This window comes from Arthrobacter sp. KN11-1C (assembly GCF_052180225.1).
Classification (GTDB): Bacteria; Actinomycetota; Actinomycetes; order Actinomycetales; family Micrococcaceae; genus Arthrobacter.
Genome location: NZ_CP197467.1, coordinates 1,926,348 through 1,947,135, shown reverse-complemented (window position 1 = coordinate 1,947,135; position 20,788 = coordinate 1,926,348). Strand labels below are relative to the sequence as shown.

At 65.2% G+C, this 20,788-nt stretch carries 17 protein-coding genes; 9 read left to right on the top strand and 8 right to left on the bottom strand.

From position 1 onward, the window contains the following. Nucleotides 1-86: 86 nt before the first annotated feature. Nucleotides 87-2,729, bottom strand: a complete 2,643-nt coding sequence (gene polA / locus ACSBOX_RS09120) for a DNA polymerase I (RefSeq protein ID WP_442546003.1) — start codon at nt 2,727-2,729, stop codon at nt 87-89. A gap of 163 nt (nt 2,730-2,892) precedes the next feature. Here polA and ACSBOX_RS09115 point away from each other — a divergent pair, with 163 nt between their 5' ends. After that, nucleotides 2,893-3,360, top strand: a complete 468-nt coding sequence (locus ACSBOX_RS09115; protein ID WP_442545707.1) for a hotdog fold thioesterase — start codon at nt 2,893-2,895, stop codon at nt 3,358-3,360. Here the strand turns inward: ACSBOX_RS09115 and ACSBOX_RS09110 are convergent. The 7 genes from ACSBOX_RS09110 to ACSBOX_RS09080 all read right to left on the bottom strand — a co-directional run bounded on the left by ACSBOX_RS09110 (nt 3,313) and on the right by ACSBOX_RS09080 (nt 13,143). Further along, complete coding sequence (locus ACSBOX_RS09110) at nt 3,313-3,909, bottom strand: dihydrofolate reductase family protein (protein WP_442545706.1); 597 nt, start codon at nt 3,907-3,909, stop codon at nt 3,313-3,315. The two genes, ACSBOX_RS09115 and ACSBOX_RS09110, sit on opposite strands and share 48 nt — an antisense overlap. Before the next feature lie 36 nt (nt 3,910-3,945). Continuing rightward, on the bottom strand, nt 3,946-4,167 hold the full coding sequence (locus ACSBOX_RS09105) for a hypothetical protein (protein ID WP_442545705.1): 222 nt from the start codon (nt 4,165-4,167) through the stop codon (nt 3,946-3,948). Continuing rightward, entirely contained in the window at nt 4,164-5,378 is a 1,215-nt protein-coding gene (locus ACSBOX_RS09100; RefSeq protein WP_442546002.1) for an anion permease, read from the bottom strand. Before ACSBOX_RS09100 ends, ACSBOX_RS09105 begins: the two co-directional genes overlap by 4 nt. Nucleotides 5,379-5,553: 175 nt before the next feature. Further along, a complete protein-coding gene (locus ACSBOX_RS09095) occupies nt 5,554-6,051 on the bottom strand; it encodes an HAD domain-containing protein (RefSeq protein ID WP_442545704.1) in 498 nt (165 codons plus the stop codon). 54 nt (nt 6,052-6,105) lie between these two features. After that, nucleotides 6,106-10,275 (bottom strand): Pls/PosA family non-ribosomal peptide synthetase, encoded by a 4,170-nt coding sequence (locus ACSBOX_RS09090; protein ID WP_442545703.1) that lies wholly within the window; start codon nt 10,273-10,275, stop codon nt 6,106-6,108. Nucleotides 10,276-10,304: 29 nt separating this feature from the next. Further along, nucleotides 10,305-11,705 carry a diaminobutyrate--2-oxoglutarate transaminase family protein gene (locus ACSBOX_RS09085; protein ID WP_442545702.1) on the bottom strand — a complete coding sequence of 467 codons (1,401 nt, stop codon included), beginning with the start codon at nt 11,703-11,705 and terminating at the stop codon, nt 10,305-10,307. 109 nt (nt 11,706-11,814) lie between these two features. After that, nucleotides 11,815-13,143 (bottom strand): aspartate kinase, encoded by a 1,329-nt coding sequence (locus tag ACSBOX_RS09080; protein WP_442545701.1) that lies wholly within the window; start codon nt 13,141-13,143, stop codon nt 11,815-11,817. Between the two features lie 298 nt (nt 13,144-13,441). Here ACSBOX_RS09080 and kynA point away from each other — a divergent pair, with 298 nt between their 5' ends. The 8 genes from kynA (at nt 13,442) to ACSBOX_RS09040 (ending at nt 20,783) form a co-directional block, all read left to right on the top strand. After that, complete coding sequence (kynA, locus tag ACSBOX_RS09075) at nt 13,442-14,326, top strand: tryptophan 2,3-dioxygenase (RefSeq protein ID WP_442545700.1); 885 nt, start codon at nt 13,442-13,444, stop codon at nt 14,324-14,326. Between the two features lie 48 nt (nt 14,327-14,374). Further along, nucleotides 14,375-15,613 carry a kynureninase gene (locus ACSBOX_RS09070; protein ID WP_442545699.1) on the top strand — a complete coding sequence of 413 codons (1,239 nt, stop codon included), beginning with the start codon at nt 14,375-14,377 and terminating at the stop codon, nt 15,611-15,613. Beyond that, a complete protein-coding gene (locus ACSBOX_RS09065) occupies nt 15,610-16,464 on the top strand; it encodes a PaaX family transcriptional regulator (protein ID WP_442545698.1) in 855 nt (284 codons plus the stop codon). Before ACSBOX_RS09070 ends, ACSBOX_RS09065 begins: the two co-directional genes overlap by 4 nt. Nucleotides 16,465-16,548: 84 nt before the next feature. Then, nucleotides 16,549-17,625, top strand: a complete 1,077-nt coding sequence (locus tag ACSBOX_RS09060; protein ID WP_442545697.1) for a LolA family protein — start codon at nt 16,549-16,551, stop codon at nt 17,623-17,625. After that, nucleotides 17,622-18,608, top strand: coding sequence for an ABC transporter ATP-binding protein (locus ACSBOX_RS09055; RefSeq protein WP_442545696.1), 987 nt, complete (start codon nt 17,622-17,624; stop codon nt 18,606-18,608). The genes ACSBOX_RS09060 and ACSBOX_RS09055 overlap by 4 nt, the downstream gene beginning before the upstream one ends. 58 nt (nt 18,609-18,666) lie before the next feature. Further along, nucleotides 18,667-19,467 carry an ABC transporter permease gene (locus ACSBOX_RS09050; RefSeq protein ID WP_442546001.1) on the top strand — a complete coding sequence of 267 codons (801 nt, stop codon included), beginning with the start codon at nt 18,667-18,669 and terminating at the stop codon, nt 19,465-19,467. 27 nt (nt 19,468-19,494) lie between these two features. Next, on the top strand, nt 19,495-20,115 hold the full coding sequence (locus ACSBOX_RS09045; RefSeq protein ID WP_442545695.1) for an L-threonylcarbamoyladenylate synthase: 621 nt from the start codon (nt 19,495-19,497) through the stop codon (nt 20,113-20,115). A 59-nt stretch (nt 20,116-20,174) separates the two neighbouring features. Then, nucleotides 20,175-20,783, top strand: a complete 609-nt coding sequence (locus tag ACSBOX_RS09040) for an alpha/beta hydrolase family protein (protein ID WP_442546000.1) — start codon at nt 20,175-20,177, stop codon at nt 20,781-20,783. The last annotated feature ends 5 nt before the right edge of the window (nt 20,784-20,788 follow it).

Genomic DNA, 20,788 nt, shown 5'->3' with positions numbered 1-20,788 from the left:
CCCGAGCCTAGCCAGACAGCATGGGGGCACGCCACCCTATCGGCGGCGTGCCCCGTGCAGACCCGCAATACGCTCTTGCGCGCCTATTAGTGCCCGGCGTCGTACCAGCTGGAGCCGACGCCTACCTGCACGTCGAGCGGCACCGTGAGCTGGGCCGCCGTCCCCATTTGTTCGGTGACGAGCTTTTCGACGGCTTCGCGTTCGCCGTGCGCCACCTCGAGCACGAGTTCGTCATGGACCTGCAGCAGCATCCGCGACTTGAGCCCCTGGCTGGTCAGCTCGGCCGAAACGCCGAGCATGGCCCGCTTCATGAGGTCCGCCGCCGAACCCTGGATCGGCGAGTTCAGTGCAATGCGTTCGGCGATCTCACGGTGCTGGCGGTCGGTGCTGGTCAGGTCCGGAAGATAGCGACGGCGGCCCTCGATCGTGGCGGTGTAACCGTCGATCCGGGCCTGCTCCACGACGCCGCGCAGATAGTCGCGCACGGCACCGAAGCGGTCGAAGTAGTCCTTCATGAGGGTTCTGGCTTCGTCGACCGAGATTTCCAGTTGCTTGGACAGACCGAACGAGGTCAAGCCATACGCCAATCCATAGGACATGGCTTTGACCTTGGAGCGCATGGCACTCGTGACGTCTTCCGGTGCCACGTTGAAGATGTGCGAGCCGACATAGCGGTGGAGGTCCTCACCCTCCTTGTACGCCTCGATGAGTCCTTCGTCGCCGGACAGGTGGGCCATGATGCGCATTTCGATCTGCGAGTAGTCGGCCGACAGCAGGCATTCGTAGCCCTCGCTGACGACGAAGATCCCGCGCACGCGCCGGCCTTCCTCACTGCGTACCGGGATGTTCTGAAGGTTGGGGTTGTTGGAGGAAATGCGTCCCGTGGCCGCGACGTTCTGCGCGTACGTGGTGTGGATGCGGCCGTCCTCTGCCACTGATTTCTTGAGCGTCTCCAGCATTTGGGCCAGCTTGGAGGATTCGCGGTGGGCCATGAGCTGCACCAGGAACTCGTGGCCGGTCTTCTCGAGGAGGGCCTTCAGCGAGGCGGCGTCCGTTGTGTAGCCGGACTTGATCTTCTTGGTTTTGGGCAAGCCGAGTTCTTCGAAGAGGACCGTTTGGAGCTGCTTGGGCGAGCCGAGGTTGACCTCGTGGCCGATTGCCGCAAATGCCTGCTCCTGGGCGTTGTCGATGACCTTGGCGAGGTCCGCGAGCTGCTCGTTCAGGCGCTCCGTGGAGATGGCGATGCCCGAGAGTTCCATCTGGGCCAGGACCCGTGCGACCGGCAGCTCCAGGGTGGTCAGGAGCGCCTCGGCCTTGCGTTCGGCGAGCTCGCTTTCGAAGTGCTTGCTCAGCGCGTGCACGACGGCGGCCTGCTGGACGAGCGCGCTGGCCGCGGCACCGTCCGGCCCATCGCCCAGTTCGAACTCCAGCTGGCCGGTTGGCGCCGCCACAGCAGCGACAGTGATCCTCAAGTGGTGCTGGGCGAGCTCAGCGAGCTCGTAGCTGCGGCGGTCCGGTTGAATCAGGTAGCCGGAAATGGCGGTGTCGTCCACCACGCCCTCCAGGCCAAGTCCACGGTGGTGCAAGGCCTTCAGGGCGTCCTTGAACTCGTGCATGACCTTGGCCTCTTCGGGATCCCGCAGCCACTTGGCCAGGACGGCATCGGCCGCCGCGTCCAGGGACGACAACTCGATAAAGGCAGCCCCGTTGGACCGCACGATGGCGAGGGCAGCGGCGTCGTCGCCAATCCTCCCCGGAACCAACTGCACGGCGACGGCGGCACGGCTCCCCGCGCCCGCCGCGAAAAAGGCCTCCAGGCTGGCTGCGTCTTCCAGGACCGCGTAGTCGGGCGCATCGATGGTTTCCGGTGCCGCGCCGGCGGTGTCGTCGCCATAGAGTGCGAACAGCCGGGTGCGGAGCGTCCTGAACTCGAGGGTGTCGAAGAGCGTCTCCACCTCCTGGCGGTTCGGGCGCGGTTCCTCGAGGTCGGCGAGTGTCACGGGGAGTTGGAGGTCGTGCAGGAGTCGATTGAGGCGTCGGTTCCGCTTCACGGCGTCGATGTTTTCCCGGAGGGCTCCACCCACCTTGCCGCCGATGGAATCCAGGTTCTCCAGGATCCCTTCGAGGCCGCCATAAAGATTGATCCACTTGGCTGCGGTCTTGGGGCCGACGCCGGGAACGCCGGCAAGGTTGTCTGCGGACTCCCCCACCAGAGCGGCAAGATCGGAATAACGGGACGGCGGAACGAAGTACTTCTCTTCGATGGCGGCCGCATCCATGCGCGGAATGTTGGAAACGCCCTGTTTCGGGTAGAGAACGAACACGTTGTCCGTGATGAGCTGGAAAGCGTCACGGTCCCCCGAAACCAGGAGGACTTCGAAGCCCGCCGCATCTCCCTGCGCCGCAAGGGTGGCGAGGATGTCGTCAGCCTCGTAGCCGGGCATCTTGATGGTCTTGATGCCCCACGCTTCCATGACTTGGTCGATGAGATCGATCTGTCCGCGGAATTCGGCCGGCGTCTCGTTACGGCCACCCTTGTATTCGCTGTACTCCGCCTTGCGGAACGTGGTGTCGTCCGAGACGTCGAAGGCCACTGCAACGTGGGTGGGCTTCTGGTCCTTGATCAGGTTGATCAACATCGAGGTGAAGCCATGCACGGCGTTGGTGTGCTGGCCCGAGGAAGTGGCGAAGTTCTCAGCCGGCAGGGCATAGAACGCCCGGAACGCCATCGAGTGTCCATCGAGGACCAGAAGCCTCGGGCGGCCACCCGCCGCGGTGCCCGCACTGGTTGTTGAAGGGTCTGGCGCCGTTGCGGTGGCAGTTGACGTTGACGTTGCCGTTGGAACTGAGTCCGGTTTGGTTGTTTCGCTCACAGGTGCCAGCCTAGTTGCCATGATGGACAATTTCACGCCGGGCCCGTTCACTGACGAACTCAATGCGGCCGGCGTTCCGCCGGAGTTGCACGGTTGGCTTTCCCGCTACGGGGTGGGGTCGCTCGTGGCGAAGATGGGCATCAGGTTCCTTGAGCTGGGCCCGGAACGGACCGTGGCCACGATGCCGGTGGAGGGCAACACCCAGGTTGCCGGCATCCTCCACGGCGGAGCCCATGTGGTTCTCGCCGAAACCTTGGGCTCCTTTGCGGCCGCGCTGCATGCAGGAGCCGGACGCCACGCGGTGGGAATCGAAGTGGGCGCAACCCACCATCGCTCCATAGCGAGCGGCCTGGTCACCGGCACATGCACGGCCATCCACTTGGGCGGTACGCTCGCCACCCATGAAATTGTCATGACCGATGAACACGGCCGACGACTGTCAACGGCCCGCATCACCAACATGATCCGGGAGAACAGGGTCCACTGACCCGGCACGGGCCGGGAACCGGTAGCGCATCTCGACGGCCGCGGCACCAAGGGTGCGGGACGAGATCAACTCGAGCGGCGCCGTCGGGCTCTCGACCGGCAAGAGGCGCTTGCCCGTACCTAAGGCGACCGGGATGAGGGTGACAATCATCTCGTCCAGCAGCCCGGCCTTGGCGAACTGTGCCACCAGGTTTCCGCCGCCGACCAGCCACACGTTCTTGTCTCCGGCGTCGGCAATCAGGTCCGGCGCGAATTCCGCGACCTCGCCGCGCACGAAGGTGACGTCCGCCCCGGGCGGCGCGGCATATTCGCGGTGGGTGAAGATCCAGCATGGAACACCCGGATAGGGCCATTTGCCCGGTTCGTGCTCCATGAGCCAGCGATAGGTCTGGCCGCCCATGACGATGCAGCCGATGCCCGCCATGAAGTCTTCGTAGCTCTCGGTGACGCCCTCGGCCTCTTCGAACTGGAGCAGCCAGCCGAGATCGTCTTCATTCGTGGCGATGAACCCGTCAAGCGAGGATGCCACGTAGTACTGGAAGTCCGCCATGGCACCACCCTACCCATGAGGCAGCGGCGTTCCCAGCTACTTCGTGAAGTACGGAACGATCAGGTAGATCCCGAAAAGCACGGCAATTCCACAGGCCGCGAAACACGCGTACGCAAGGGACCGGACCATGGCCGGCGACTTCTGCCGGGCGTCGCCCGCGATGGCGGTGAGCCGGACGCCGAGCGAATACAGCACCACCAGGACCACGGCCGCCACGAGGGTCGCGCCGGCTACCTGAACCAGATCCAACCACTTCATGCCTGGATGTCCTCACTCGTGCTTTTGCTCAGACTTTGTTTATTGGCGTTCTTCTTGCGGAAGCGGACGGCGGTGCCGGCTTCCTCGACTTCGACGGCGTTGTGGTGGCCCACGTGCGACTTCCTCGAGTAGATGAACATGTAGACAACGACGGCGGTGCCCACAACGGCGGCGATCACCACGCCAGCGGTGCCGATGCCGATGAGGAACGCGGTCAGGGCGCCCACGATCGCGGCCGCGGGGAGGGTGAAGAGCCAGCCTGTGGCGATGCGCCCGACAGTTCCCCAGCGCACCGTGGTGCCTTTGCGTCCGAGACCCGAGCCGATGACCGAGCCGGAGGCCACCTGTGTGGTGGACAGCGCGAAGCCGAGGTGGGAGGACGCGAGGATCGCCGAAGCCGTGCTGGCTTCCGCGGAGAAGCCCTGGGCCGGCTTGACGTCGGTCAGTCCGGACCCCATGGTCCGGATGATGCGCCAGCCGCCGGCGTAGGTTCCGATGGCGATGGCAAGTGCGCAGGCCCCGATGACCCAGAGCTGGGGTCCGCTGCCTGCAGGCTGGGTTCCGGCGGCGATCAAAACCAGGGTGATGATGCCCATGGTCTTTTGCGCGTCGTTGGTGCCGTGGGCCAGCGCGACAAGGCTGGAGGTGAAGATCTGGCCGGTACGGAACCCGCCGCGCTTCTGGGTCAGCTTGTCGCCGGTTTCGGGGTCATGGCGTGACGTGAGGGCGTAGGCCAGTTTGGTGCATATGTAGGCGACGGCACCCGCCAGCAGCGGCGAGAAAACGGCGGGAAGGATGACCTTCTGGAGCACGGTGTCGAAGTTGACGGCGTTGAATCCGATGCCGACGATCGCCGCACCGATGAGGCCGCCGAAGAGAGCATGCGATGAACTGGACGGCAGGCCCTTGAGCCACGTGAACATGTTCCACAGGACCGCCCCCATCAGCCCGGCGAAGATGATCTCCGGCGTGATGTGGACACCGTCCGTGCCCTCGCGGATCAGGCCTCCCGAAATGGTCTTTGCCACCTCGGTCGACAGGAATGCGCCCACGAGGTTGAGCACCGCGGCCAAGGCGACAGCCGTCCTGGGCTTGATGGCCCCTGTGGCAATCGGAGTCGCCATGGCGTTCGCAGTGTCGTGGAACCCGTTGGTGAAGTCAAAAAATAAGGCCAGCGCTATGACAAGCGCGACCATGAAGGTGATTCCCACCTGGTGCCCAATCTGCAGAGTCGACGATGCGCAGTTCCACTTCCCCGGGGCCTGCCTGACGCAAAACAGTTCAGCAGGCATTCATCTGACTGTACTGGCGGAATTAACTATGGCGGGCGTGGAACCCTAAGAATCCTACGTGCCATTGACGGCAGGGCAAAACGTAGGCCCAGCATCATCCAAGGAATTGCCGGACAGCCTCGATATCTCGCCGTGACAGGCCCCGCCGCGGGTCTGGTGAGATCCAAAGCACACGGGGGCCGAGGAATTCCGCCCAGGACCGGGCCTCGGCTTCATGGTTCAGCTGATCATCCATCCACACGATGCGATCGGCTCCGGACTCTTGGACGTCCTTCTGCAAAACGTCGAACTTCCACCAATCGGCGGTCTGGTCCCAACCGTCGCTGCTGAGGACGGGCCAATGCTCACCGTGGAGGCCGATGGCCGGGCACAGGAACTCAGGGGCCAGCCGCTGCCACGTGGTCAGCCAGACAAACCTCGCCGCAGGATGCGCGGCCAGCTCATTGAGCTCATCGACCAGTTCGGAGGCGTAAACGACGTCAAGTATCCCGGCGTCGGCGATTTTCCATTCAGTACCCCAATCGGTGAAGCCCATGGGACCGAAGGGGTTCACCACGCCGTCGACGTCCAGGTACAGCGACACGCTGCTCATGCAACCCCCTCCCCGGACGCGCCCATTAGGGCCAGCGTAAGCCACGCGCCGGCGTTAGAGCAGTCCGGGGACAGCCTTCCTGGTCAGCTCCCGTGCGGGATTGCCGCCGAAGATGCCGTAGGCAGGGACGTCCTCGCCCTTCATCAGGAACGAATCGTCTTCGAGCTCGGAACCTTCATGCATGGTGGTGCCGTAGTGGACGAATGCGCCCACCCCAAGCGTGCAGCCGGTGCCCACGTTGATGGAATCGAGTTTGAAGGCGCCGTCCTCCATGGAATGGCATTGCGCGACGGCGTAGGCGTTGAGGGTGCAGTAGTCGCCGATGGTGACGAGGGTCCTTTCCGGGATTCCGCAACCGTCGTCGAAGACCTTCTTGCCCATCCGGACCCCCAGGATCCGCCAGATCACGGGTTTGAAGGGTGTGCCGTTGAACATTTGCACAATGCCGCCGGCGCCGAGTTTCCAGAAGCGCTCATGCCGCCAGAAGGACACTTCGTAGATGGAGCAAAACGTCGGCGAGAGCCTTCCAAATCCAAGGGATGCCCGCTCCACGAGGACCATCAGGGCGCCGGTGGTGACCACCATCGTTCCCACCGCGACCACCGCGGCGAGCCCTCCTGCGCTGGGGAGGAAGGCCTGCGATGCCCAGGCGGCGAGGAGGATCACATACAGCTCGGCCCACCGGGCCAGCAGGTAGAAGACCACCGTGACGGTATTGTGCAGGTTCTTTGCCGGGATCCGGCGCCGTAGTTCCTCTGCCGTCCTGAACCGATCAAAGGCATTGTCACGGTCAACGGTGCGCGGGATTTCGAAGGGCGGTGAGCCCAGGAGACCCACCCCCTCGCGGAGCGGACCGTCCAAAGGCACCATCGTCTTGGTTCCCAGAAGGCAGTTGTCCCCCATTCTGGCCCCGGCGGGATAAGCGATGTTGTTTCCGAAGAAGCTCCTGGCCCCGATGACGGTGGGGCTGAGGCGGAAAGCGGTGTTCGAGTAGTCGGCATTGATGATCGAAAGGCCATCCGAAACCATCGTGCCGCTGCCGACAGTCGTCAGGGTGGGGCTGTCATGCTTCAGCCCGACGCCGAAATTGGATCCGGTCTGCACCAGGTCCGGTTGGTGGTAACCCAGGACGTTCAGGTAGTGGACGATCAGGGAACTGTCTCCGGTGAGCTGGAGGAGGGCTTTGAGGTTGGTCAGGCGCTGGGCTGTCCGCAAGAGTCCGAAGCGGACGCCGTAGAGGGGATAGTCCTTGCCCGGAACGAGGAGCAGGGCAATCAGCCTGGGAAGGGTGGCGGCAACGGCGAACGCGGCCAGGATACTGCCGAAAAGAAGGACGGCCGAGATCAGCAACAGCGCTTCCCAGAAGAGCGGCCGGGCCGGGTTCGTTTCGCCCGCGGGGAGGAAGGCGAGAAGGACGTCGATGACTCCAAGCCCGATGGAAGACACCAGGACCACGTGGACCAGCACGGTCCAGAAACTGAAACTGGCCCGGCGGGCCGTCCCGGAAGCGGCTTGTCCCGCCCTGCGGTAGCTGGTGCCGGTGGGCTCGGCCGGTGAGCCGGCCCAGGCTGCGCCGGGCGGAACTGCCTGGAAGCGGTACAAGCAGGAGCTGTGCCCCAGTTGGGCGTCGTCGCCCATGGCCGTATCAATATCCAGGGTCGTCTGTTCGCCGATCAGGACATTGCGGCCCAAAGTGACGGGCCCCGTCTGGATCCGGCCGGCGCGGGCACGGTAGCAATTGAATGTGGAATCCCGCCGGATCACGGTGTCCGCGCCCACTGTCAGCAGGTCGGTGCAGGCTGGAATCCTTGAGGAGAGGATGGTTACTCCCGGGCCGATCCTGGCCCCCAGGGCCCTGAGGTACAGGGGGAAGACCGGTGTCCCGACGAACAGGCGCACCGGGCTTGTGTTAACGAGAGTCTTGACGAACCAGAAGCGGACATACCGCAAGGACCAGAGGGGGAACTCCTCGGCCTTCCACCGGCCGATGAGCGCCCATTTGAGCGCAATGGGCATGACTGCCAAGGCCAGGAACGATATGGTGCCGACAGCGACGGAGCGGGCCGCGAGGACGCCGGGCTGCCGGGAGCCGCCGATCCACTGTTCGCCGGCGGAGGGGATGAGGACGACGAGGTAGGCGTAGGCCAGGCCCGCCAAAGCCTGCAAAATCCCGCACAGCAGGTACTGGGCGGTCCCGACGCGCAGGAAGGGTTCCGCCGTCGCCATTTCCCGGCCCTCGACGTCGGCTCCCGCCGTCGATCCTTCACTCGCGGCGTCCAACGCGGCCGACAGCGCGGCGATGGTCGGATGCGCATAAATATCGCGCATCGAGACTGAAGGTGGGTTGGCGACCTTACGGACGTTGGCGCAGAAATGCGCCATCAACAGGGAGTTCGCCCCGAGGTCGTTGAAGAAGTTGGCCGTGGTGGAGACAGACGTGAGCTGGAGCGCATCGGCCAAAGCCGGGGCGAGGATCCGTTCCATGGGCGTCACCGGGCTTGTGTCGGCGAACCCTGTACTGACCGCGCGCGGGCCGGTGGGATCCGGCAGGCTCCTGCGGTCCACTTTCCCGCTGACCATCATCGGCATGGTCCGGAGGGACTGGAAATACGCTGGCACCATGTAGGCGGGGAGCCGCTCGCGCAGCCAGGCGCGGATGTCCCCGCCTTCCACCGCAGGTGCATTGTGGTGCAGCGTGTAGTAGGCGGCAAGTTCGGTGATTCCCGGCTCGGGCTCCCAGGTTTTCACAACAGCCGCAGCCATCCCCGGCATCTGCAGGAGCACGCTTTCGATTTCGCTCAGCTCAACCCGATAGCCCCGGACCTTCACCTGTGTGTCGGCGCGTCCGTGGTACTCGATTTCGTCGTGGTCGTTGAAGCGGCCCAGGTCCCCGGTGCGGTAAATGCGATGGGACGGGTTGTCCTCCAGGCCAAGGAAATCGGGAATGAATGCCCTTTCAGTCAACTCGGGCCGGTTGATGTAGCCCCTGGCGAGCCCTACGCCCGCCAGGCCGATTTCGCCCAACTCGCCGTGGGCCAGGGCCCGGTCCTGAACGGGATCCAGGATCACTGCCGCATAGCCGGGCAGGGGCTTGCCCAGCGTCACGGGCTTGCCGGGCTCCGCCGTGCCCCAGGTCGCCGTCACTGTCGCTTCGGTTGGCCCGTAGACATTCAGGAAGCGACGGCCGGGCCGGTGCCAGCGCTCCACAAGGTCCTCGGGGCAGGCTTCGCCGGAAACGAGCAGGAACCGCAGCCCGGGCACGTCGTCGTCGAGCGTGGCGAGCAGGGTCGGCACACAGCAAAGCGCGGTGATGTTCCGGGCCTCGATGAACTCGGCAAGGTCAGGCCCGAGGAGGTTGTTCCCGGGCGGCCGGGGAACCAAGGTGGCCCCGACCATCCATGGCACCCAGATCTCCTCCACGGAGAAATCGAACGCCGTGGTCATGCCCTGGTAGACCCGGTCGCGGGCATCGTAGCCATAGGTTTCGGCGGCGGTCCGCACGAAGTGGCAGATGCTGGCGTGGGCTATGGCCACTCCCTTGGGCCGCCCGGTGGATCCAGACGTGTAGATGATGTAGGCCAGTCCGTTGGCCGGTGACTCCTGCCCGGCCCAGGCCAGTCGGGAGGTTTCGAACGCGGCAATGCGGCGGTCCTCCTTGTCCAGGCGAACCGCGAGGGCCGCGCTCGCCGGCGGCAGGCTGTCCGCGAGGCGGGAGACAGTCAGGATCATGGTGACGTCGGCATCGGCGGCAATGTACGCAATTCTTTCGGCGGGGAACGCCGGGTCGAGGGGCACGTAGACGGCACGGGCCTTGAGGACCGCAAGCATGGAGACATAGGACCGCACAGCGTCGTCGAACAGCAGCGCGATTTTGTCGCCCGGGCTTGCCCCGCGGGCCTGGAGAAAGCGGGCGAGCCGGTTGGCCCGGGCGTCCAGTTCTTCGTAGCTGAGCGAACCATCGGCTGTTTCCACTGCCGGATGATGCCTGCGTCCTTCGGCCCGTTGCCGGTCACACCGGTCCTCGAACAGCTCCTCGAGCCGCTCGCCGGGGCTCCACCGGATGGTGGTGCCGCTGGTGATGTTGCCCGGTGCGCTGCCGAGGAGGACCGGGGCGCCGTCCCTGAGTTGGATCATGGGTCCGGCGCTTGTGGCCGTTTCGCCGGAGGTCCGGCCGTGGTCCGTGTGCCTCCCCATCATCCCCTCCTGGTCTCGCCAATGGGTCATGCCAATTCGTCGTGGCAATTCGTCGTGCCTTATCGGGCCGCATCCGTCGTGGTCCTGTGTTCTGCCATGGCGCTTTGTTCGGCAATGGCGGCCAGCAACAGCTCGCAAGCGGCATCGACGATTTCTTCCGTGATGTTCAGCGGCGGCAGGAGCCGGACCACGCAGTCGTCGCGTCCTCCGCATTCGAGTATCAGGCCCCGCTCCAGGGCATTTCGCTGCACTGCCCGGGCCAGTCCTCCGGCAGGACGGCCTGTCTCCGGATCAGCGAGCTCGATCCCCCACATCAGCCCGCGGCCCCGCACTTCGCGCACCCAGGGGTTGCTGGCCAAGGGCGCGAGAAGCCGGGCAATCTGCGCACCGCGGCTGCGGACGTTGCCAAGAACGTCGTCGCGCCGGATGATCTCGACGGCGGCAGCCCCGGCGGCGAAGGCGAGCTGGTTTCCACGGAATGTCCCGGTGTGGGCGCCGGGGAGCCAGCGGTCAAGGTCCTTGTTGTAAATGATCAGGGCGACGGGGAGGCCTATCCCGCTCAGGGCCTTGGATGCCACGATGACGTCGGGCTCGATCCCGAACTGCTCGAACGCGAACCAGGTTCCGGTACGCCCGCACCCGGTCTGGATCTCATCGACAATCAACGGGATATCCAGCTCACGGGTCACCCTGCGGACGGTTTGCGCGAATTCAAGGGTGGCCGGAACAACTCCCCCTTCGCCTTGGACCATTTCCATGATGACCGCTGCGGGAAGCGGGATGCCCCCGAGCGGGTCCTTGAGGGAGTGTTCGAGGAACTGGACACAATTGGTCGCGCAGGTCTCGGGGTTCAGGCCCACGGGACACTGGGCACAGTAGGAATAGGGGAAGAAGTGCACTCCGGGTATCCCGTTAGCTACCGGCCGCTTCTGCTCGACCAGCCCGGTCAACGCCATCCCGACCGCGCTGCTGCCGTGGAATGCTCCCTGGAAGCAAATGACGTCCCCCCGCCCGGTGGCCGTCTTGCACAATTTGATGGCGGCATCGACGGCATTTGCACCGGTCGGTCCGCAGAAGTGGACCTTCATCCGTTCGGCGAGTCCGGGAGGAAGCATGGACAGCTGTGCCCGCATGAAGGCGTCCTTGGCCGGCGTCGGGAAATCAAGCCCATGACTCAAGTTCCGCACTTGTCCGGCCACCACCTCAACCAGTTCCGGGTGGCTGTGCCCCAATGTCAAAACCCCGGCACCGGCCAGGAAATCAAGGAAGACATTGTCATCGACGTCCCGCACAAAGGCGCCGGAACCTTCCGCAATCGCAATGGGAAGATGCCGTGGATAGGTGCGGGCGTTGGATTCGGTTCGTTCCTGGCGCGCCAACAATTCGGCAGATCTGGGTCCTGGCAGGGGTCCGGTGACATGTGCCGAGGTCAAGGTAGCCTGCTGCGGGTGTGTGTACATGGCGATCGGGTCCTTATCCCGGGGATCCGCGGAGGCGGATCGATGACTGGGCGCTTCCCGCGCCTTGCCTGCGGCGCGGGGAGATGGGGGTGCCGGTACTGCGGCCGCCCTATGGCGCGCTGATGGCCTCCTCTCCTGCCTGGTCGTGTCCTGCCTGGTCGTTTCCCGCCTGGTCATTTCCCGAGGGGTCCAGCCCGAACGCCAACTGCACGGCACGCTGTGCGTCCTCGAGCACCGCAACGCGGACGACGACGTCGATGCGGATGTCCGACGCCGAGATCAGCTCGACCTGGGCTCCGGCGTCCGAAAGGGCCTTGAAGAGCCGAGAAAATACCTGGGCGTCAGTGCGCATGCCAAGCCCGATCAGCGACAGCCTCCCGATCTGGCCGTCGTATTGGAGGTCCAGGAAGCCGATGGCCGCCTGGGCAGCGGACAAGGCCGCCCGGACGCGGAATCCGTCCCGGCTGGGAACCGCCAACGAAATATCGCTTCCGCCGGCGCGCACGGACGAGGTGTTTTGAACTGCCATGTCGACCTCGGCGCGTTCATCGGCGAGAAGCCCGAAAATTTCCGCGGACTTTCCCACGCCATCCGCGACGCCTATGACCTTCAGCTTCGCCACGGACGTATCACACAGAACCGCGGACACCACTGGCTGCTCCAAGGCCGGAGCCCGTTCCCAGATGGGCTTGTGGTCCCATTCCGCCTCCTGGTCCTGGCCCGGAAGGATCAGCGTTCCCATGGCACGGTTGAAGGACGAACGCACATGGATGGGGACGCCGAACCGCCGGGCATACTCAAGGCATCTGGTATGCACCACTTTGGAACCGGACGCAGCCAACTCGAGCATTTCCTCGTTTGAAATGACGTCGATTTTCCGCGCGCGGGGAACCACCCGCGGGTCGGCCGTATAAACGCCGTCGACGTCGGTATAGATTTCGCACATACCGGCGCCCAATGCTGCGGCCAGGGCGACGGCGGTGATGTCCGAACCGCCCCGGCCCAGAGTGGTGACTTCCTTCTTCTTGAGGCCCTTCCCCTGGAAACCAGCCACGATGGCAACCTCTTCGCGCTTCAAGCAAGCGCGGATATGGTGCGGGTCCACGTTGACGATGTGCGCTTTGCCGTGGATGCCGTCGGTAATCAGTCCGGCCTTTTTGCCGCTGAAGGTCCGGGAAGGAACACCTAGTTCGGCCAATGCAATCGCCAAGAGCGTCACGGAGATCCGTTCACCCGTGGTCAACAACGCGTCGAGCTCGCCCGCCGGAGGGCTGGGGCTGAGGGACGCGGCCAGGTCAAGCAGTTCATCGGTGGTGTCGCCCATGGCCGAAACCACCACCACTAGAGGATGCCCGGCCTCGCGGGTCTCGGCGATCCGCCGGGCCACCCGTTTGATGGCTGCCGCGTCGGCTACCGAGGAGCCACCGTATTTTTGCACTATCAGGTCCCGGGCCCGAAGTTTTGTACGCGTACGAAGCGCCATCTGTTCGAGACCGGGGAACTGTTCTGGTCCGTCTACCTCCGGATGCCGACGGTCTGCTGGTAAATCCCGAATGCTGACTGTCTGCTGGTACATGGAGCCTCCTGGAGCCCGCATACCCCCTTGCCGATCTTACAACGTATGGACCGTGCGAGCGGTTCACATAGGCAACAAAAAGCAGCCTTTGGAAGTCCGCCCACGACGAAGTGAAAATTCATTATCTTGACGTTCGTCACGATAGTGATACTCTCAATGCATGGAAAACCGCACCGGCCACTCCGAAGAGACCATCAGGGCCCGAAACATCCGGCCCATCGAGGATTCGGTCCGCACCGACTTCAGCCAGGCCATGTCCTACGGCGGGTATCTGGACCTTGACCGCCTCCTCACTGCCCAGCACCCGTTGAGCACCCCGGAACACCATGACGAATTGCTGTTCATCATCCAGCACCAGACCAGCGAACTGTGGCTCAAGCTGATCCTGCATGAGCTTCTTGAGGCCCGACGGCTCCTCGATGTGGACAACCTTGCCAAGGCCCTCAAATGCATCGCCCGCGTCAAGGCGATCCAGCGGACCATGACCGAGCAGTGGTCTGTCCTGGGCACGCTCACTCCGCGCGAGTACTCCGAATTCCGGCGCTTCCTGGGCAGCTCCTCAGGGTTTCAGTCCCACCAGTACCGCGGCGTAGAGTTCCTTCTGGGCAACAAGAACCGCGCCATGCTGCGGGTCTTCGAGAGCGATCCTGCGGCGCACAGCCAGCTCACCGCGCTGCTGGAGGAGCCGACCCTCTACGACGCCTTCCTCGCGGTGCTGGCGCGGGCCGGTTATGCCGTCCCGGCCGACATCCTTGAACGCGACACCAGCGAACCGTGGACGTTCCGGAAGGACCTGGTCCCGGTCTTCCAGGAGATTTACGAATCGGAAGCCACGCCATGGGGATTCTACGAAGCGTGCGAAGACCTCGTGGACATCGAGGACAACTTCCACGCCTGGCGCTTCCGGCACTTGCGGACCGTGCAGCGGACCATCGGATTCAAGGTGGGCACGGGCGGCTCCTCCGGCGTCGACTTCCTCAAACGGGCCCTTGACTTGACCTTCTTCCCAGAGCTCTACGCCGTCCGCACCGAGATCGGCAACTGAGCGGCAATTCCAGCCCCGGAAAACCCCAAAGCTTCCTTTAGGAGAGACATGAACAGCGCACAGCAAACGCAACGGCCGACGTCGGCAGAACTCGACGCCGCCGATCCCCTCGCCGGGCAGCGTGAGGCCTTTTACTCCCCGGCGGAAGGCCAGCTCACCGCCTACCTCGACGGGAACTCCCTCGGCCGGCCGCTCAAGGCGACGTCGGCGAAGCTCGCGTCCTTCGTGGAGGACGCCTGGGGCAGCCGCCTCATCCGAGGCTGGGACGAACAGTGGATGGACGAGCCCACCACGGTCGGCGACCGGATCGGCGCCGTCACCTTGGGCGCGGCCGCGGGCCAAGTCACCGTGGGCGATTCCACGTCCGTGATGCTCTACAAACTCATCCGGGCAGCGGTCGACGCCCAGCCCGGCCGCGTTGAGATCGTGGTGGACCGGGACAACTTCCCCACGGACCGTTTCATCATCGAAGGGATCGCCGCGGAGAAGGGCGCCACCATCAAGTGGGTCGCCTCCAACCCGGCCAGCGGCGTCCGGAACACTGACCTGGAGGGACTGCTCAGCGAGCGGACCGCCGTCGTCGTGCTCAGCCACGTGGCTTACCGCTCCGGCTACCTGGCGGATGCCGCCGCGATCACCGCGAGGGTCAAGGAGTCCGGAGCGCTCATGCTCTGGGACCTCTGCCACTCGGTAGGCTCGGTGCCGCTCGAACTGGACGCCTGGGGCGTGGACCTCGCAGTGGGTTGCACGTACAAGTATCTCAATGGCGGCCCGGGCTCCCCCGCGTTCGCATACGTCAACGCTTCGCAGCAGGACCGCCTGCAACAGCCGATCTGGGGCTGGATGGGCGCCGACAACCCCTTCGGCATGACGGAAAGCTACAAGCCGGCAACGGGGATCCGAAGCTTCATCACCGGCACTCCCCCGGTCCTGGCCATGCAGCCGCTCAAGGACATGGTCGAGCTGATCGCATCCGTGGGCATGGACGCCGTGCGGGAGAAGTCCATCAAACTGACCGAGTACGCCGTTGCCTTGGCTGAGGACATGCTGGTCCCCCTCGGTGCCGAGATTGTCAGCCCGCGCAACACCGCCGAGCGCGGCTCGCACATCACGGTAGACCATCCCCTGTTCGGTGACGTGACCCGGACGCTGTGGGAACGGGGCGTCATTCCGGACTTCCGTCCGCCGCACGGACTGCGGATCGGCCTGTCGCCGCTCAGCACGAGCTACGCGGAGGTTGAGCTGGGAGTGACCGCCATCCGGGACGCCCTCGCCGAACTCCTGTGAGCGCTGTCCTTGACGACATGGACTCCCGGCCCGGGAGCACCACGTCGCTGCTGCGCACGGTCATCGGCTTGTACCTCCGCGATGCCGGCGGATGGATGTCCACGAGGCACATCATCGCCCTCATGGAGGCACTCGGGCTGAGCGTTGCAGTGTCCCGGACGGCACTGTCACGGTTGAAGAAGAAGGAAATCGTCCTGCCGCAATTGCGTCACGGCGTTCCCGGCTTCGCCGTCACCGAGGGCGCCGCAGCGATGCTCGCCCGCGGCGACCGGCGGATCTTCAACCCACGCCTGATGTCGCCAGCCGGCCGCTGGTGCCTCGTGTCCTTCTCCATTCCGGAAACCGAGCGGGAAAAGCGGCACCAGTTGCGGCGGCGGCTGCACTGGATCGGCTGCGGCACCGTGGCAGCAGGGCTGTGGATCTGCCCCGACTCGCTACGGGAGGAAGTGGAGGAGATCCTGGAGGACCTGGAGCTGCGCGGCATGGCCACGGTGTTCGTCACGGACACTCCCCTGGTCGGAGGCAGCCTCCGCGAGGCCGCCTCGGCGTGGTGGGACCTGGACACGGTGGCGGAACTGCATCGCGACTTCATCCTGCATCATGGTTCCGCGGCCGACGCCGGCGGCCCGGACAACGGTCCCGACGGCGGCCCGGCCACCGCCACGACCTTCGCCCGCTATGTCCGAAGCATCGACCGCTGGCGGATCATTCCGTATCTGGATCCGGGGCTGCCCGCCGAATTCCTCCCCGAGGATTGGCCGGGCATGGCGGGGATCGCCCTGTTCGAGCGCCTCGGCTCTGCCTACGCAAAGCCCAGCGCTGAATTCGTGCGGAGGACGTTGGAAGGATAGCCCGTGAACACGTGATCAGTCCGGGCACCAGGAGTAGTCTGGAACCATGAACTTCCCCGATGGTGGATGGTTCGCGAGGTCGACATGACCCGCGTCTGGTTGCGTTGGCTGCCGGCCGTGCTGGCTCCGGTGGCCCTTGCTGCGGCAGCCTTGGCTGGTTCCTACCAAGCCGGAGCTGCGACGAGCCTGCCGCACAAAACGGCCTCGGAAGTCATCGCCATGATCGGCCGCGCCGACGTCCATGCACTGTCCGGAACCCTTCAACAAAGTTCCGATCTGGGGCTGCCCCAGCTCCCCTCCATCGGGCCAACGGCAAGCCAAGGGCCCGCTTCGGTGATGGAGCTTTTGAGCGGTTCACACACCGCCCGGGTCTACATGGACGGTCCCGCCAAAGCGAGGTTCCAGGTGATGGACATGCTCGCCGAGCGCGACGTCGTCCGCAATGGCAACGATCTCTGGCTCTACAACTCGGCAGACAACAGTGCGGCGCATTTGACGATGCCCGCCGAACCAGCGCGTTCAGCGGCCCCGCACGCGACGCCGGCTCCCGGAGTCACCACGCCTGACGTCGTCGCGCAGCACTTCCTCGCCGCCGTCGGGCCCACCACGGACGTGACCGTGGGCGACGGAACCACAGTGGCCGGCCGCCCGGCCTACCAACTGGTGATCAAGCCGCGCAGTACCGGCACACTCGTCGATTCCGTGACCATCGCCGTCGACTCCGCTTCGGGCCTCCCGCTCGGCGTCGATGTCCGGGCACGGGGCCAGGCGGCAGCGGCCTTCTCGCTCGCATTCACTGACTTGAGCCTGTCGGCGCCCGACGCCGCCCTGTTCAGTTTCACTCCGCCCCGCGGTGCCGCGGTGGAACAGATGGCAGCCCCGCAGTTGCGTTCCCTCCCCGGCAAGACCGGGCAGCCAAAGGCAACAAGTGTCCGGCCAACGATCACGGGAACCGGCTGGGACGCGGTCATAGGCCTGCCAGCCGGCACTGTGCCGAACGATGTCCGCTCGGCACCGATGTTGGCCCAGCTCACCCAGCCTGTCGCGGGCGGCCGCGCGCTGACCACCAGCCTGGTTACTGTCTTGATGCTCGACGACGGCCGCGTCTTCGCGGGAATGGTGCCACTTGAGCGGTTGCAGGCCGCAGCCGCCGCAAAATGACGGAGGCATCCCCGCCGGCTGAACTGGCGATAGAGACGCAAGCCCTCAGCAAGCGCTTCGGCCACCGGGCCGCCGTCGACGGCGTCGACCTGGCGGTTCCCCGCGGTTCGGTCTTTGGTTTCCTCGGCCCAAACGGCTCCGGCAAGACCACCACCATCCGGCTGCTTCTTGGCCTGGCGTCCGCCACGAACGGCCGCATCCGGGTCCTTGGCGGCGAGATGCCGCGCCAACTGGCAACTGTCCTGCCGAACGTGGGCTCGCTCGTCGAAGGGCCGGCCTTCTACCCTTTCCTGTCCGGGGCAGCGAACCTGCGGCGCTTGGACAGCGCCGATCTTCACGCCGCCCCACGGACCCGCGCCGCACGGGTGGATGAAGCGCTTGAGCGGGTGGGCTTGTCCCACGCGGCGGGCAAAAAGGTGCGCGCCTATTCCCTCGGGATGAAGCAGCGGCTGGGGATTGCGCATGCCTTGCTGCGCCCGCGGGAACTGCTGGTCCTGGACGAACCCACCAACGGCCTGGATCCGCAAGGGACCCGGGAGGTCCGCAGTCTGGTCCGCTCTCTGGCGGCCGGGGGCACCACCGTGTTCGTTTCCAGCCATCTCCTCGCCGAGGTGGAGCAGATGTGCACGCATGTGGGCGTCATGAGCGTCGGCAAGCTCGTGGCGCAAGGAACCCTGCACGAACTGCGCGCGGCGGGCAAGGCCATCATCCGGCTCCACACGCCCGATATCGAGGCCGCTGTCCGTGTCCTCTCGAGGCTCGGCCTGGAGTCGGAACTGGTTGCTCCACCGCCCGGCTCGTACGGTCCCGATGGCCGGAGCCTCCTCAGCACCGGTCCGGCGGGGCTCGACGTGGCTCCCGAGGCGATCGTGGCTGCCTTGGTGGCCGACGGCGTCCGGGTCCGGGGCTTCGGCGTGGAGAACGCGAGCCTCGAGGAGCGCTTCGTCTCCCTCACCGGAGAGGGCTTCGACATTGCCGGCTGAACGCGGAATCGAAGCGACGATTGCCGTGCCGGAGGGCACGCAAAGCTCGTGGTCGCTCATGGCCTCCGAGCTCTCGGTGCTGTTCAGGCGGCTGCGGACATGGGCCATGCTTCTGGCGCTCGCGGCGATCCCCATCCTCATCGCCGCCGCGGTCAAGTTGAGCTCGCATCCCGTGGCCCCGGGGCGCGGGCCGCCTTTCCTTGACCGCATCACCCAGAACGGGCTTTTCGTCGGCGTCACGGCAATGATCGTCTCCGTCCCGTTGTTCCTCCCCCTCACGATCGGAGTGGTGGCAGGCGACACGATTGCGGGCGAAGCAAACCTTGGCACCCTCAGGTACTTGCTCGTCGCCCCGGCGGGACGTGTCCGCCTCCTGTTGATCAAATACGCGTCCGCCTCAGTGTTCTGCCTGGCGGCGACCCTGACGGTTGCCGCCGCCGGCGCGCTGGCCGGCGTCGCGCTCTTCCCGGTGGGCCCTGTCACCCTGCTGTCGGGCGACACGATCGGCGTCGGCGAATCCGTGGTGCGTTCCCTGCTGATTGCCGCGTACATCGCGGTGTCATTGTTGGGGCTGTCCGCTATCGGACTCGCGATTTCCACCTTCACGGACGTGCCGGTCGGAGCCATGGCTGCAACCATCGTGCTGTCCGTGGTGTCGCAGGTGGCTGACAACCTGCCGCAATTGGAGTGGCTGCACCCCTGGCTGTTCAGCCACTACTGGCTGGGTTTCGCCGATCTCCTGCGGCAACCGATCTCGTGGGCCAGCTTCGGCGACAACGCCCTGCTGCAGGCGGGCTACATCCTGGTGGCCGGCGCGTTGGCTTACGGCAAGTTCACCAGCAAGGATGTCCTGTCCTGAAGTTCGGCCTGCCCGTAAGCTCATGGCATGGCAAGATTCTTCGACGTCCACCCTCAGGACCCCCAACCACGCGCAATTTCCCAGGTGGTGAATATCCTCCAGTCCGGCGGCCTCATCGCCTACCCCACCGATTCCTGCTACGCGCTCGGCGCGCAAATCGGCAACAGGGAAGCCCTCGACCGGATCCGCTCGATCCGCCAGCTCGACGGCAAACACCATTTCACTTTGGTCTGCAAGGACTTCGCGCAGCTCGGGCAGTTCGTCATGATCGACAACGATGTGTTCCGAAGCATCAAGGCCGTCACGCCGGGAAGCTACACCTTCATCTTGCCTGCCACCAAGGAAGTGCCGCGGCGTCTCCTCCACCCCAAGAAAAAGACAGTCGGCGTGCGGATTCCGGACCATAACTTTGTCCACGCCCTGCTGGCCGAACTGGGCGAACCGCTCCTTTCCAGCACCTTGTTGCTCCCGGACGAGGAGGAGCCGTTGACCCAAGGCTGGGAGATCAAGGAACGCCTGGACAATCTGGTGGAAGCCGTCATCGATTCCGGGGACACCGGTGCAGAGCCGACAACCGTGGTGGACTTCTCGAGCGGCACCGCGGAAGTGGTCAGGCGCGGCACCGGCGATCCCTCCCGGTTCGAGTGAGCGTGGGCACCGCCGAATCGCGCGTCACGATCGACGTCGACGGCACCCCGATTTCCGGTATGTACGCCCGGCCGGACAATGCCGCGGCGACGCTTGTCCTCGCCCACGGAGCCGGAGCCGGCATGGAACATCCCTTCCTGGCCGGCCTCGCCCATGCGTTGAACGACGACGGCGTGGCGACCTTGCGCTTCAACTTCCCCTACCGGGAAGCCGGCAGGAAGTTCCCCGACCGGCCACCCGCCGCGATCGCGGCGTGGCGGGCCGTCATGGCGGAAGCGGCGTCCCGTTCAGGGGGCGAACCGCTGTGGGCAGCCGGCAAGTCGTTCGGCGGCCGCATGGCGTCGATGGCGGTAGCCGAAGGAATGTCCGCGGCCGGACTCGTCTATCTCGGCTACCCGCTGCACCCGCCGGGAAAACCGGAGAAGCTCCGCGACGAGCACCTCTACGGGCTCACCCTGCCGATGCTCTTCCTGCAGGGCACCAGGGACACCTTCGCCACGCCCGAGCTGCTCGAAGACGTCGTGGCCCGGATCGGACCCGCCGCCACCATCGAGTGGTGGGACGGCGGCGACCATTCCTTCGCACGCGCGGGAGTCAAGAAGAGTGCCGAAGACATCGGGGCATCATTGGCGGCTCCCGTGTCGGCGTTCCTCCGCAAGAACAGCTGATCTGG